Raw genomic sequence first — 14075 nt, 5'->3', positions numbered from 1 at the left:
TTCCCAGGAGCGGTGGGCATCCATCCCATTCGGCAAGCCGCGGTACGCGATTTGCACGATTAGGCGAGATGGAGAATTGGCGCAAGACGCAACTTACCGGTAGCATGGGGCCGAGGCAGGAACGCCGACATTTCCATGAACATCTGGGACGTAGGGAGAGCATCTGTGAGAGCGCGCCTTTGGAACATTGCAGCAGTTGGAGTCTTATTGGCGGGAACGCTGCTGGGCGGATCATCCGTGCACGCCCAAACGCCTCCGGTTGCCACGCTTAATCCGGCCCCCGTCACAGCGGCGCTTGACGAAATCGATGCCTGGCTTGGCGACGGCGAAAATGGCGTCCGCTGGCGGACCTATCTCAAAGCAGATCAACTCCGCGCGGAACTCGGGAAAGGCGCCGAAGCCGATCCGCTCCTGCTGAACCAAACGCTCACGCGGCTCGCCGGTAAGGCGAACGGCCTGCAACTCGAACCATTCCAAAAGTTGCGCAAGACGCTCGCCGTCTACGCCAACGAAGTCGGCGCCGGCTATCAAGGCGATTTCGCGAAGCTTGCCGCGGCTGACGTTGGCAACTACAAGCCGCTCACCCCGGAAGAGTTCGCCGCCATCCGTGCGAACATGCGCGACAAGGCCCAAGCTCTCGTCGCCGCGATGGGCGGCAATTCGCCACTCGCGCAGAATTGGAAGAAGTTCCTGCTGTGGGATCAGCTCGCGCCGAACTTTGACGACAATGCCGAAGTTTCGCGCGGCACGCTTTTGCAACTCGACGAAGTTCTCAACCGCTTCCGCGCCAATCAACCTGGGTTGGAACTGCCGGTCTTCACCGACGCCGCCCGGGCGATCGCCAAGTATCGTGCGCTCGCCAGTTGGGGCGCCGCGGCGCAGTCGCGCGACCTCCGCAGCGAATACGAGCGGCTACTCAACTCGCTCGGTACGGAACTGCAGCGGCATCTCGAACGGCCTACCACCGAAACTGGTTGGAAGGTCGGCCGCATCCTGGGCGTGATCGACAACCTCGGCCACTCGAACGACTTCGTCCAACTGATCCGCGAGCGGTTTGCGCAGAAGAACATTTCGGCGCAGTTCTCGGTCAACTTCGTGGACCGGATGCCGAATCGGAATCTCGATCAAGTCCGACCGGTGCGCGACTGCATCCTCGGAACGAGCATTTTCGGCACGGCCCACACGCTCGGTTCAGTTCGCTACGAACTGCAGCCGGCCGAGGACAAAATCCAACTGATGGTCCACCTCGACGGCCTCGCGCAATCGCGGACCCGCGGCTACAACGGCCCGGTGGTGATCAACAGCCAAGGCCAAACCACTTACACGGCTAGCAAGCGGATTTCGATCAGCGACGCATTGTTCGAGGCCGACCCGGCCGTTGCGAGCGTTGATACGCGAACGCACATCAACTCGATTCAGAAGACTGGCGGCCAGTTCGCCGCCGGGCTGATCACGAAGGTGGCATGGAAGCGGGCGTCGCAGTCGAAGGCGCAAGCCGAGCGGATTTCTGCCGAGCATACGCGGCAGAACGTCATCAAAGAATTTAACGAACGCGTGGCGAAGGATCTGGGCGACGCGAGGTTGCGTTACCAGCAGAAGATTCGCGATCCGCTGGTGCGGCGCGACATGTTCCCCGACACGACGCGGCTAACTTCCTCTCCTGAAGGGGTCGCCGCCGATTCGACGTTCGCTGCTCGCAACCAGATTGCGGCCGACAGCCCGCGGCCGCCGGTGAAGCCGGGGCAAGACCTCACGCTGCAGATTCACGAATCGGCGGTGAACAACTACCTGCCGATTGCGTTGGCTTCGGCGAGGATCAGCCAAGAAACCGCCGAGCAGCAGCCGATCCTGGACGGCAACGTGCCGAATTGGATCAAGGTACTGTCAGTGAAAAAGCCGGAATTGGCGGCAGCGGCCGCGACCGGCGCCGCGGTGGTCAACAGCGCGTCGAAGACGCTCGATCAGGTCGTCGAGGGCCAGGCCGACGAACGCGGGCCGAACGATCCGCCGGCACTGCCGCCGTTCAAGCCGTACTCGATCACGCTCAACCCGGAAGCGCCGGTCGGCGTCCGGTTCGACGACGGCAAAGTGGTCATTCGCGTCCGGGCGTCGAAGCTCGTCAGCGACGACATGGAGTATTCGAACTGGGACTTCATCATCACCTACGCGATTACCCAAGCGGACGATCGCATTGTGCTGAAGCGGGTCGGCGACATCGAAGTCTTCCCGACTGGATTTGACCCCGCGTGGGACAAGCAAATGACGGCTCAGCAGTCAGGCTTTCGCAGCACGCTGGCGAAGAACATGAACGCCCGCGCGAATGCTGGCGAAAGCTTTCCAGCGGAGATTCCGATCGATCCGATCCGGATCACCAACGTCGGGACGTTGTTGCTTGATCAGCTTGAGGTGCAGGATGGGTGGCTGACAATCGGCTGGATCCTGCCGCCAGCTGCGCCGTAAGTTGCGTTGGCCGCTCGTTCCCACTCTCCGCGTGGGAACGTCCCCATCGCCGCTCCGCGGCACTTTGTGCGGAGCGACCTAGAATTGAACGTCGTTTGGCCCCCGGTTTGAAGAACCGGGGGCTAATTTTTTACGGGGGAGTGATCACTGGCGTCTTCTCGCGTTTGACGCCACGATAGTGATTGAAGGAGCCGCCGCGCTATGTTCGATCCGCAAGCTTCGGTCGTCGACGTTGAATTCGAGTGCATTCCGCTGCGCACCATCGGGCGGACCGACATCCCCATGGATGCGTCGCCGACGCAGCGGCGGCGGGCCGAGCATATGCAATCAGCGATCAACTCGTACGGCGTCGAGCGAACCTACTTCCTCCAGAACGCCCGCTGCGTCTTCCGCTTCGCGAACAGCGACGTCGAGGGGGCATGCCGGTTCGAGTTCGAAGGGGTCGCTCGCACCGACGCCGGCGATCGCAAGTGCGACGAAGTGATCCTGGAAACGACGCTGGTGAGCGAAACCTGCGGCGGCGTTCCGCCTGCAGTGCAAGCATGGCTCGTCGAGCGCGTTCATCGCGCGGTGCTAGTTGAGTTCGACCGCTTCATAGCCGCCGGTCAGCTAGCAGCGCGAGCCGCGGAAGCGGCCGGCGGCACGAAGCTCGACGGCGTCGGCGGCATGGACGTGTAACCGCATCGCCTGCGGTTACTCACTAAAGTCCGCAGCGCGATCGACGCCGCTGGCAATGCTAGCGATGCGCTTCGTGAAATGCGAAAAATGTCAAAGTTTGCCAATTACGCAGACGATACCACCTGTACTGAGTAATTCGTCAGCCTGCGCGCGAGCTGTTCGCCCGTCGCGCAGTGCTAGCGAAACAACGTAAACGTCGCGGCGCCACACGCCGCGGCGACGCACTGGGGGGTGCGAAACGGGCGGAAAGATCGCGCATGATGAATCGGCAACTACGAACGGCAACCTCGCTGCTGCTGTGCGGGCTCACGCTCTGCAGCGGTTGCACGCCGATTCAGCCCTTCTACTTCAAGGAAGACGGCGATCTCTCTCACTACATGGACGTCGCGACGAACATCGAATACCCCGATGTTCACACCACGCCGATCAACGACGTCTCCTCCGCTCAAGCCCCGCTGACGCTCGCCAACGCCGACAGCTTTAAGATGTGGGACCTCACGCTGGAAGAGGTCGTGCGGCTGACGCTCGAAAACAGCACCGTCATTCGCAACTTGGGCGGCCGCATCAACGACGGCGGCCAGAACATTTCGACCACGGCGCCCGAAGCGCTCACGGCCGGCGGCGGCAACGCCCTCACCACCTACGACCCGGCTCTAACCGAGAGCGGCTACGGCGGCAATACCGGCAGCCAGTTTAGCGGCCGCGGCGTCGAAGCGGCGCTGTCGGAATTCGACGCCCAGCTCGACTCGAGCCTCACGTGGCAGAAAAACGATCGTCCGCAGAACTTCGGTCTGGCCGCGGCGCCCGACTTCTTCAATCCGCTGTTCCGTCAGGATACCGGCCGTTATTCGACTGGCATCACGAAGAACTCCGTCACCGGCGGTACGTTCGACGTTCGCAACAACATCAACTACGACCAGAACAACAACGGCAGTCGTACTCAGGCGAGCGATTGGTTCGCGAACGTCGAAATGGGCGTGTCGCAGCCGTTGTTGCAAGGCGCCGGCGTCGAGTACAACCGCATCGCCGGTCCGCGCAGCTTCTCGGAAGCGAACGGCAACTTTTCCGATCAAATCGACGGCGTGTTGATCGCCAAGATCCGCACCGACGTCACGCTCACCGACTTCGAGGCGGGCGTTCGCGACCAGATGCGGGACGTCGAAGACGCTTACTGGGAACTCTACTATTGCTACCGCGAGCTTGAGGCTCGCCGCACCGGTCAGGCTAGCGCCTTGGAAACTTGGCGTCGCGTGATGGCCAAGTTCCGCGTCAGCGGCGAAGGCGGCGAAGCGAACACCGAAGCCCAATCGCGGGCCCAGTTCTTCCTGTTCAAGACGCAGGTAGAAACGGCCCAGACGAATCTGTTCCGCGTCGAATCGCGCCTCCGCTACCTGATGGGCCTCGCCGCCACCGACGGTCGGTTGATTCGTCCGAGCGACGAACCGACGGTGGCCCCGGTGAAGTTCGACTGGCCGACCATCCACTCCGAATCGCTCGTCCGCCGCGAAGAAGTCCGCCGGCAGAAGTGGACGATCAAGCGGCGCGAACTCGAACTGATCGCGGCGAAGAATCTGTTGTTGCCGCGGCTCGACCTCGTCGGCCGGTACCGCTGGCTCGGCGCCGGCGACGATTTGATCAACGTACCGCGCAACGGCATCCCGCCGTTCCTCGACGGCTCGACCGCAGCCGAATCGCTCACCAGCGGCGATTTCCAAGAATGGGAAGCCGGCCTGCAGTTCACCATGCCGATCGGCTTCCGCCTCCCCAACACGACGGTCCGGCACTCGCAACTGTTGCTCGCTCGCGAGCGAGCCGTGCTGCAAGACTTGGAACTCTCGGTCTCGCATCAGCTGAGCGATGCGGTCCGCGATCTCGATCTGAACTACGGCGTCACCCAAACGAACTTCAATCGTTGGAACTCCGAAGAAGACGAAGTGAAGGCCGTCGCCGCTGTTCACGAGGTAGGCCGCGTGACGCTCGACCTGCTGCTCCAAGCGCAGCAACGCCGGGCCGACGCCCAAACTGCGTACTACCGGTCGCTGGTCGACTACAACCGGGCGATCATGCGGGTCCACTACCGCAAGGGTTCGCTGCTCGAATACAACGGCATCTTCCTGCAAGAAGGCCCGTGGCCGGGCAAGGCTTACTTCGACGCGACCCGTCGGGCTCGCCGTCGCGACGCGGCGATGGCGATCGATTACGGATTCACGCGTCCCAACGTGATGAGCCGCGGCGTCTACAACCAGGCCCCCGGCACGGCGAAGGGCGCCGCGTACGAAGGTCCGGTTCCGACGATCGTCCCCGAACCGTTGGCTCCGCCGGCGGAAGCATTGGGCCCGCAGGCGTCGGTCAGCGATGCGGACGTGTCGGGAAATGCAATGGCGCCGGTCTCGTACCTGGAAACCGCCGCCGCAGCGAGTACGATGAAGCCGTCGACGCTCACCGCTCTTCCCACGACAGCTCCCGCGGCAGGGGCAGTTGTCGCAGGCGCGTCGGCAGGTTCGGCTCCCTCGAATCCGTTTGCGTCCTCGAACGTCGTTTCGAATCCCGTCGCTTCTCCAGCTGCCGCCGTCCCCAATCCGTTTGGCGCTCCGCAACCGCTTCCTGCGGCTGCAGCTCCGGGCGATGCGGACGGATCCGCCGCCTATGAACCTCAAGCGAATCACGCGCCTGCTGCAACTGCTGCAAACCTTGCAGGCTGGTCAGGGGGAGAACGCTGACGCCTTGGCGAAGGCGTGCGGCATGAGCCGACGCACCGCCTTTCGCGATCTCGAAACGCTGCGTGAAGCAGGCGTGCCGCTGCAGTTCGACAAAACGAGCGGCCGCTACTCGATCACGGCTGACTATTTTCTACGGCCGACAAATTTCAGCTTCGATGAGGCGCTATCGATTGTGGCGCTCACAAGCGATTTGGGAGCCGGCACGGAGGCGCCGTTTTTCGGCGCCGCGCGATCTGCTGCGCTGAAGATCCAAGGCGCCCTGGCGGCGGACTTGCGGAAGGAAGTCCAGCTGTTGGGGCGCTTCATCAGCATTCGTTTGAATGCGCTCGACCAATTGAAAGGAAGCGAAGCGGTCTACGCCCGGCTTGTCGAGTCGCTTGCCGAGCGGCATGTGGCGCAGATTCGCTACCAAAGCCTCACAGAGTGGGAGGTGATCGAAACAAAGCTACGTCCCTACCAACTGTTCTTCGATCGTCACGCCTGGTACGTGATCGGCCGGAGTTCGTTGCATTCGGGGCCGCGGACGTTCAACGTCAGCCGCATTCTGAATATCGAACTGCTCGATCAGAAGTATTCGCGACCACGCGGCTTTAACCTCGAACGATACCTCGGCAATGCCTGGAACATCATGCGGAGTTCTTCTCCCGACGAGCAGGTGACGATCCGATTCGCGAAGATCGTGGCGACGAACGTCAGCGAGGTTGAGTGGCACAAGACGCAGCGGCTGGAATGGCGCGCCGACGGATCGCTCGACTTCCACGCCCGAGTATCGGGGTTTAGTGAAATCATTTGGTGGATTCTGGGCTACGGCGAGCATGCTGAGGTCATCCGGCCGGCGAAGCTACGCAAACAAGTCGCGACGCGGGCCGAGAATGTGTGCAAGATCTACGCACGCGACGACAATCAACTGCCGCCGAGGCCTGGGACTGGCGCCGGCGCTCGGGTAAAACAGCGGTGAACTGATTTACCGCCCCGCCGCCCCGCACCCACGCCATGCCGCCATTTTTCTCATTCGACGGCATCGACGGCGGCGGGAAGAGCACCCAGCTCAAGCTCTTCTGCGAATGGCTCGCTGAGCAGGGACACGAACCAATCGTTTGCCGCGACCCAGGCAGCACGGCCGTCGGCGAACGGATCCGCAATATTTTGCTGGCCAGCGACGATTCGACGCCAATCGCCCCGCGGAGCGAAATGCTGCTCTACATGGCCGCGCGGGCGCAACTGGTCGACGAAGTGATCGTCCCCGCCCTCGCGGCTGGACGGACGGTCGTCTCTGATCGCTACTTGCTGGCCAACATCGTTTACCAAGGGCATGCGGGCGGGTTGGCGATCGACTCGATCCGGCAAGTTGGCGCCGTGGCGACCAACGGCGTCGCTCCGAGCTGCACCTTCCTGCTTGATCTTGATCCAGCGGTCGCCCTGAGCCGGATGGGCCGAGAGCTCGACCGCGTCGAGAATCGCGGCAACGAATATCGTGAGCGGCTGCGGGCGGGATTCCTCGCCGAAGCGAAGGCGATGGGGCCGACGGTGCATGTGATCGCCGCTGATCGCGAGGTCGCGGTGATCCAAGCGGAGCTCCGTAGGATCGCGGCACCGCTGCTCGCGAAGGCCTAATTGGGCTGGGAATGAATCCATTCCTGGGGCCTCTCCCCCAATCGGGGCAGACCGTCAGCTTGATTCAGGCGCCTGTCCAGTCTGAATTGACTCGCCACGAAAAAAGCGCTAAAATGCCCTGGCACTTCGGTTTACGTCTCGAAAAGTCGAAGAACCTGCCTGCAAAGCTGGCTTCCTGCTGGCGTCTTGCCGGGTAGATCGTCGATATGACAACAGTGTAGAGCCCGTGCAGGTGGATACCGCTGGCCGCAAGCCAGAGATGCACGGAACGCACGCCAAGGGACGACTTGGCTCGGGTCGCCGGTCGCAGTCCTTGGCGCCATGCCCTCAGGGAATGGGGCTGCGAACATGTATGTTCGGAGGAAGAGTGACGCTTGGGAGGCGCTCGCGCCAGCCAAGCTGAACCTCTATCTCGAAGTCCTCGGACGCCGCACAGACGGGTTCCACGAGTTGGAAACCTTGTTGGCGCCAATCCGCCTCTGCGACCGGCTCAGCTGGTCCCCCCGCGACGACCGCGGCTCCGCCGAATTCGCGCTGGCGTACCACCCGACCTCTGCGGCCGAGCTGATCCGCCTCGCTCCCGCCAACGAACAGAATCTCGCCTGGCGAGCCGCCGAACTCCTCGCCCGGACGGCCGGCGTCGAGCCGCACGGCTCGTTCATCCTTACCAAGCGAATACCTATGCAGGCCGGCCTCGGCGGGGGAAGCAGCGACGCCGCCTCTGCTTTGATGCTCGCCAACCGTGCCTGGGGCATCGATTACTCCACGGCAAAACTGAGCGAACTTGCCGCCCAATTGGGCAGCGACGTGCCGTTCTTCCTCGCTGGTCAAACCGCGATCTGTCGGGGCAGGGGAGAGCGCGTCGAACCAATCGACAATTTCCCCCGCCTCCATATCGTCGTCGTCGCGCCGCGCGACGGCGTGTCGACGGCGGACTGCTTCCGCGAACTCGCCGCCCCTGCGTGGGATGGATCGCCCGCGCCGCCGGCCTCCAGCCGACTTGCGGAGCTGATCGCCCTGCTCCGCCGTGGTTCGCTGAGCGCGGCGATGCAACGGATCGGCAATAGTTTGCAAGCTCCCGCCCGCCAACTTTGCCCGGCAATTGAACGCCTCGGCATCGCCTTTGCTGCGCTGGGGTGCTACGCCCACCAATTAACCGGAAGCGGATCGGCTTATTTCGGCGTCATGCGTTCAGCTCGTCACGCCCGCCATGCCGCCGCTATCCTGAGTGCCGCCAATCTGGGGACTGTCTTCACGACCGCGACGTGCCGCTAAGGACAACCTCGCAAGGAGAACTGCCGTGGAAATCACCGAGGTCCGCATCAAGCTCATGGAAGAACCGGGCGAGCGGCTGAAGGCGTTCTGTTCGATCACGTTCGACAATTGCTTCGTCGTGCGGGACTTGAAGATCATCGAAGGGACCAGCGGCCCCTTCGTCGCGATGCCGAGCCGCAAGCTCACCGCCCACTGCCCGCGGTGCGGCATGAAGAACCATCTTCGCGCCCCCTTCTGCAACCAATGCGGCAGCCAGCTCTCGAACGAGCGGATGCCGCTTGACTCGGACGGCCGCGCGAAGCTCTACGCCGACATCGCCCACCCGATCAATTCGGCCTGCCGCGAGATGATTCAAGAGGTCGTCGTCCAAGAGTTCTACGAAGAGATCGAACGCGCAAAGCAACCCGACTACGTCTCGCGCTACGACGACTTCGACATGGACTACGGCGACTTTAAACAGCGTCCGCAGCAAGGCGCTCCGGGCGAAACGCGGGTCGACCAGGCCCACCAGCGTCGCCACTCGCACCTCGGCAACAACCGTCCGCAGTCGGGCGGCCCGGTGCGCGAGCGCACCGCTCCGCCGACGACGCCCAACACGCCGAGCGCCGCCCGCAACGCCTACCGCGAACCGCCGACGGGATTTGGGGCGGGGATCTTTCCTGGCGAGTGAGCCGGTTAGACAGTTAGCGCGACTTGCTCCTCTGATAGGTGCGGCCAACCACTGCGCGCTAACCGTCAGGCGAATCTCGCCCCCGCTGTGATTATCGCGATGCGCGCGATCCTTTGCGATCGCTCTGCAACTTACGGTATGATGCCGACGCTCGTTGCAGACTCTGAAGGCGCGCTGGGGAGCGAGAATGGCCGTCGATGACGAACGCGTTGATTCTACAAGCCGCGCCTGCGCGTCGGTTGAAACCTGGCGGCTTCGCGGCGACGAAGTAGTCGCCGAGCACGATCTGCTCGCGGTGGAGGAACCGCTAGAGATACGACTCGCGCATGGCGAGCGCGGCCATCGCGTACGGCAAGCCGTGTCGATCACGATGCGCACGCCGGGGCACGACGTGGAACTCGCCGTCGGCTTCCTCTTCACCGAAGGGATCATCACGAGCCCGGAGCAAATCGCCGGCGTCACCAGCTGCGGCGCTGGCAACGTGGCGTGCGTGAAGCTGCGACCCGGCGTCGCCGTCGACTTGGCTCGGCTGGAGCGTCACTTCTACACCTCGTCGAGCTGTGGCGTCTGCGGCAAGGCGTCGCTGGAGGCGGTGCAGGTGCAACCGCGAGAGGGGTGCCTGCCGGGCGAACCTGTCGTCGACGCGGCGGTCATTCGCAGCCTGCCGGCGAAGCTGCGTGCAGCGCAAGAGGTGTTTGAACAGACCGGCGGCTTGCATGCCTCGGCGCTCTTCGACGCCGACGGCGAATTGTTCGCCCTCCGCGAAGACGTCGGCCGGCACAATGCGCTCGATAAGTTGATCGGGCACGAGTTCCTCGCCGAGCGGACGCCGCTCACGCAAAGCATCTTGTTGGTAAGCGGGCGCGTAAGCTTCGAACTCGTACAGAAGGCGGCCGTCGCGGGGATTTCGATCCTCGCAGCGATCGGCGCCCCGTCGAGCCTGGCGGTGGAACTTGCCGTTCGACACGGGATGACGATCATCGGCTTCGTCCGCGGCGATCGGTTTAATGTGTACGCAGGGGTGGAGCGGATCCACTCTGCGACCGAGCAAGCGTCAGTTGAGCGTAGCGTCATCCTGAGTGGCGCGGCGCCAAGCTGACGATCACTGAAACAATTGAGGATGGAGCCATGAGCCAGTCACCCCAACCAGTTCGCGAAGGCTCCCACAACGGCGAGTTCGCCAACTATCACCCTCGCCACCACGGGCCGCACGCGGCGACGGAACAGCGGCCACTCCCTTGCGTCGAGGCCGGCACGCTCAACACTGCTCACGGCGCCGTCGATCCACTCGCGCCGCAGCAACTCGCCGGCCTGCGGCAGCGCGAGCCGGAACGCAAGGCGACCGGCATCGGCGCCGTGCTGTCGTCGTTTCACTACGCCCTGGGCGAGGCAGGCGTCGTGCGCGGCGTGCTGCCGCTGCTGCAAGTAAACCAGAAAGATGGCTTCGATTGCCCCGGCTGTGCCTGGCCCGATCCCGACGGTAAGCGTTCGCATTTCGACTTCTGCGAGAATGGCGCCAAAGCGGTGGCCCACGAGTCCGATCGCCGCCGCGTGACGGCAGACTTCTTCGCCAAGCATTCGGTCGCCGAGCTTTCGCAACAGTCGGACTACTGGCTCGAGCAGCAAGGCCGGCTCACCGAGCCGATGGTGCTGCGAACCGGCGCGACGCACTACCAGCCGATCTCGTGGGCCGACGCCTTCGCGCTGATTGCCGACGAGCTCAACGCCCTCGCCTCGCCGAACGAGGCGTCGTTCTACACCTCCGGCAAGGCGACGAACGAAGCCGCCTTCGCCTACCAGCTGTTCGTGCGGCAGTTCGGCACGAACAACTTGCCCGATTGCTCGAACATGTGTCACGAAGCGAGCGGCACCGCGCTCAACCATGTGCTCGGGTTTGGCAAGGGGACGGTCAAGCTCGAAGACATCGCTCGGGCGAAGCTAATTTTCAATGTCGGCCACAATCCGGGAACGAACCATCCGCGGATGCTGTCGGTGCTGCAAGAGGCCAAGCGGAACGGCGCCAAGATCGTCGCCGTCAATCCACTGCCGGAGACGGGCCTCATCTCCTTCATGCAGCCGCAGGAAGTGACGGGGCTGCTCGGCCACGCAACGCCGATCGCCGACCTCTTTCTGCAGGTACGCATCAACGGCGACGTGCCGCTGTTCAAGGGAATCCTCAAGGCGATCGTCGCGGCCGACGATGCCGAGCGGGGCGCCGGCATCGATTGGGACTACGTCAACGCGAACACCGCCGGCGTCGACGACTTGCTGGCCGACGTGCGGGCCGCGAGTTGGGACGAAATCGTGCGAGCGTCGGGCATCGAACGCGAGCAGATTGAAACGGCCGCCGCCTGGGCTCGCGAAACGGGCGAGATCATCTGCAGTTGGTGCGTTGGCATCGCCCAACAATACAACGGGCCCGGCAACATTCAGGAACTTCTCAATCTGCTACTCCTCCGCGGCGCCATGGCCAAGCCGGGCGCGGGGGCGTGCTGCGTGCGCGGCCACTCGAATGTGCAAGGCGACCGCACGATGGGCGTCTGGGAACGGCCGCAGCCCGAACTGCTCGACGCGCTGCAGGGGGCGTTCGGCTTCGACCCGCCGCGCGAGCATGGCCTCGATTCGCAGAAGTCGATCGTCGCGATGCACGAAGGACGGGTGAAAGTCTTCATCTCGCTCGGCGGCAATTTTCTGCTGGCGCTGCCCGACACGGCCTACGCCGCCGAAGCACTCTCCCGCACGCGGCTCACCGTGCGGATCGGCACGAAGCTCAACCGCTCTGATCTGGTGACCGGCGCGCAGGCGCTCATCCTCCCCTGCCTCGGCCGCACCGAAGCCGACGTCTCGCCAGCCACAAGTTCACGCCCCGCGATCGAGCAGTTCGTCTCGTGCGAGAACTCGATGGGCGTCATCCAGTGGTCGCGCGGCCGGTTCGCGCCAGCGTCGCCGCAATTGATGGGCGAGACGGCGATCGTCTGCCGCATGGCGGCGGCGGTGCTCGGCGACCGGGCGACGGTCGATTGGCCCGCTTGGGCCGAGAACTACGACCACGTCCGCGACGGAATCGCCAAGGTGATCCCCGGCTGCCACGACTACAACGCCCGCGTTCGCCATCCCGGCGGCTTTTACTTGCCGAACCCGCCGCGCGAGAACGTCTATCACACCGACACCGGCAAAGCGAACTTCACCGTCAATCCGATCCCCGACCACCAACTCGGGCCGAACCAGTTCGCGATGACCACCGTTCGCAGCCACGACCAATACAACACGACAATCTACGGCCTGCACGACCGTTACCGCGGCCTCCACAACGAGCGGCGAGTCGTAATGCTCAACCGGGCCGACCTCGACGAGCAAGGGATCGCGCCGCATCAGCTTGTCGACGTCACCAGCCACTGGAACGGCCAAACGCGCACCGCGTGCGGCTTCGTCGCCGTGGAGTTTCCGATCCCCAAACGGTGCGCAGCGATGTACTACCCCGAGGCGAACGTCCTCATCCCGGTGGGGAGCGTCGAGCCGCTGAGCAATTGCCCGACGTCGAAGTGCACAATTATTAGTGTGCGGCCGACGACCTAGAACCCAGCAATTGGCGATATCCCGCGTAAAGGTGAAGAGATCTGCATTTGCGCTGCTCGGCGCCGTGCCAACAACGAACCGAAGGTGACTTCGGTAGCTAGAATTACTAGACTGGGCCGTGCGCAGTGCATGACGCGACAATCGGGAAAGGGCAACCTTTCTGCACCGGTCGCGGGTCGAATCACACATCAGGAATGCGATAATGCGTTACATCTTCATCGCCGGATTGTTGATATTTTGCATCGAGCACTCCGTTTCGGCCCAATCAGCGACGGCTTGGCAGTTACCAGCTGTCGAGTCTCAGAAGTGGGTGCAGCGTCTTGGCAACTTTGTGGGCTCGCATGCTTGGACAATTTCCGCGACGGGAAATGAAATCACGCTCCAGCGAAAGCAACCGGTAGAGTTCAACGCGTGGGTCCCGAATGGACCTGCACCGATCGGCGAACAGAAGCCGACGGCGACGGCGGTAGGAACAGGCGACGTGAGCTATGTGGTCCGTTTCGCTCCGAAAATCTCCATCGACGAATACGAACGACTAGAGCAAATCAATGACGCTTCGCAGCGCGAGGAAACGCGACTCAAGCAGGCTCTCGGTTTGTCCTATAAATTTGATGACATCATCGCTAGCACTCCGGAAGAGAAACAACGGTTACGCGAGTATCGCGAAGCCGTCGCCAAGCTGCCACAACACGACCTGCCCGATTTTTATACTCCCGATCACAGCATCTACATCCACCGGAGTTGGCACCCGTGGTACTCTCCCGCCGATAAGGCCATCGGCGAGGAACTGCAAGGCGTCGAGGACGATCTTTGCCGTTACTTCGGGATGTACAACGTCCATACCGCTGGAAGGGGACGATTCTTCTTCGAATACCGCGCGCCTGCGAAAGCGAAGCCCTAACGCACTATCGCGGGCGGCATGTGACGCTCAACGTGGCGCCGCAAAGCCGTCTGATCTGATCACAACCTCGTGCGACGGAATCGTCCCAACAACCTTGAGCCAAACCAAGGTTAAATCTCTTCTTTCAAATTCGCATCGCAGCGCCTCTAACGCTTCGCGCTAACTGCGCGATCGCGTCGCG

General features: G+C 63.0%; 10 protein-coding genes. All 10 read left to right on the top strand.

Annotated features, from left to right (window positions below):
- The first annotated feature begins 165 nt into the window (after window positions 1–165).
- Complete coding sequence (locus PLANPX_RS04590) at window positions 166–2460, top strand: hypothetical protein (protein WP_152097592.1); 2295 nt, start codon at window positions 166–168, stop codon at window positions 2458–2460.
- Between the two features lie 201 nt (window positions 2461–2661).
- The gene (locus PLANPX_RS04585; RefSeq protein ID WP_152097591.1) at window positions 2662–3138 is read left to right on the top strand and encodes a hypothetical protein; all 477 of its coding nucleotides are present in this window, start codon (window positions 2662–2664) and stop codon (window positions 3136–3138) included.
- A gap of 257 nt (window positions 3139–3395) precedes the next feature.
- Complete coding sequence (locus PLANPX_RS04580; RefSeq protein WP_152097590.1) at window positions 3396–5858, top strand: TolC family protein; 2463 nt, start codon at window positions 3396–3398, stop codon at window positions 5856–5858.
- Entirely contained in the window at window positions 5785–6816 is a 1032-nt protein-coding gene (locus PLANPX_RS04575) for a helix-turn-helix transcriptional regulator (protein ID WP_172991869.1), read from the top strand. Before PLANPX_RS04580 ends, PLANPX_RS04575 begins: the two co-directional genes overlap by 74 nt.
- Before the next feature lie 35 nt (window positions 6817–6851).
- Complete coding sequence (gene tmk, locus PLANPX_RS04570; RefSeq protein WP_152097588.1) at window positions 6852–7472, top strand: dTMP kinase; 621 nt, start codon at window positions 6852–6854, stop codon at window positions 7470–7472.
- 348 nt (window positions 7473–7820) lie between these two features.
- Window positions 7821–8747: a 4-(cytidine 5'-diphospho)-2-C-methyl-D-erythritol kinase gene (locus PLANPX_RS04565; protein WP_172991868.1), complete on the top strand. Its 927-nt coding sequence runs from the start codon at window positions 7821–7823 to the stop codon at window positions 8745–8747.
- Window positions 8748–8772: 25 nt separating this feature from the next.
- Window positions 8773–9417: a SpoVG family protein gene (locus PLANPX_RS04560; RefSeq protein ID WP_152097586.1), complete on the top strand. Its 645-nt coding sequence runs from the start codon at window positions 8773–8775 to the stop codon at window positions 9415–9417.
- Window positions 9418–9604: 187 nt separating this feature from the next.
- Entirely contained in the window at window positions 9605–10516 is a 912-nt protein-coding gene (gene fdhD, locus PLANPX_RS04555) for a formate dehydrogenase accessory sulfurtransferase FdhD (RefSeq protein ID WP_152097585.1), read from the top strand.
- A 29-nt stretch (window positions 10517–10545) separates the two neighbouring features.
- On the top strand, window positions 10546–12993 hold the full coding sequence (locus PLANPX_RS04550) for an FdhF/YdeP family oxidoreductase (protein ID WP_152097584.1): 2448 nt from the start codon (window positions 10546–10548) through the stop codon (window positions 12991–12993).
- A 202-nt stretch (window positions 12994–13195) separates the two neighbouring features.
- Complete coding sequence (locus PLANPX_RS04545; protein ID WP_152097583.1) at window positions 13196–13894, top strand: hypothetical protein; 699 nt, start codon at window positions 13196–13198, stop codon at window positions 13892–13894.
- Window positions 13895–14075: the final 181 nt, after the last annotated feature.

The sequence above is a fragment of the Lacipirellula parvula genome, from assembly GCF_009177095.1.
GTDB lineage: Bacteria > Planctomycetota > Planctomycetia > Pirellulales > Lacipirellulaceae > Lacipirellula > Lacipirellula parvula.
The sequence above is the reverse complement of the archived record's forward strand: the minus strand, read 5'-3'. Positions and strand labels throughout refer to the sequence as shown.

What these genes read in the sequence shown, in the direction of transcription:
- PLANPX_RS04585 (WP_152097591.1), top strand. Translation starts at nt 2,662, where the DNA reads ATGTTCGATCCGCAAGCTTCGGTCGTCGACGTTGAATTCGAGTGCATT.
- PLANPX_RS04580 (WP_152097590.1), top strand. Translation starts at nt 3,396, where the DNA reads ATGATGAATCGGCAACTACGAACGGCAACCTCGCTGCTGCTGTGCGGG.
- PLANPX_RS04575 (WP_172991869.1), top strand. Translation starts at nt 5,785, where the DNA reads ATGAACCTCAAGCGAATCACGCGCCTGCTGCAACTGCTGCAAACCTTG.
- tmk (WP_152097588.1), top strand. Translation starts at nt 6,852, where the DNA reads ATGCCGCCATTTTTCTCATTCGACGGCATCGACGGCGGCGGGAAGAGC.
- PLANPX_RS04565 (WP_172991868.1), top strand. Translation starts at nt 7,821, where the DNA reads ATGTATGTTCGGAGGAAGAGTGACGCTTGGGAGGCGCTCGCGCCAGCC.
- fdhD (WP_152097585.1), top strand. Translation starts at nt 9,605, where the DNA reads ATGGCCGTCGATGACGAACGCGTTGATTCTACAAGCCGCGCCTGCGCG.
- PLANPX_RS04550 (WP_152097584.1), top strand. Translation starts at nt 10,546, where the DNA reads ATGAGCCAGTCACCCCAACCAGTTCGCGAAGGCTCCCACAACGGCGAG.
- PLANPX_RS04545 (WP_152097583.1), top strand. Translation starts at nt 13,196, where the DNA reads ATGCGTTACATCTTCATCGCCGGATTGTTGATATTTTGCATCGAGCAC.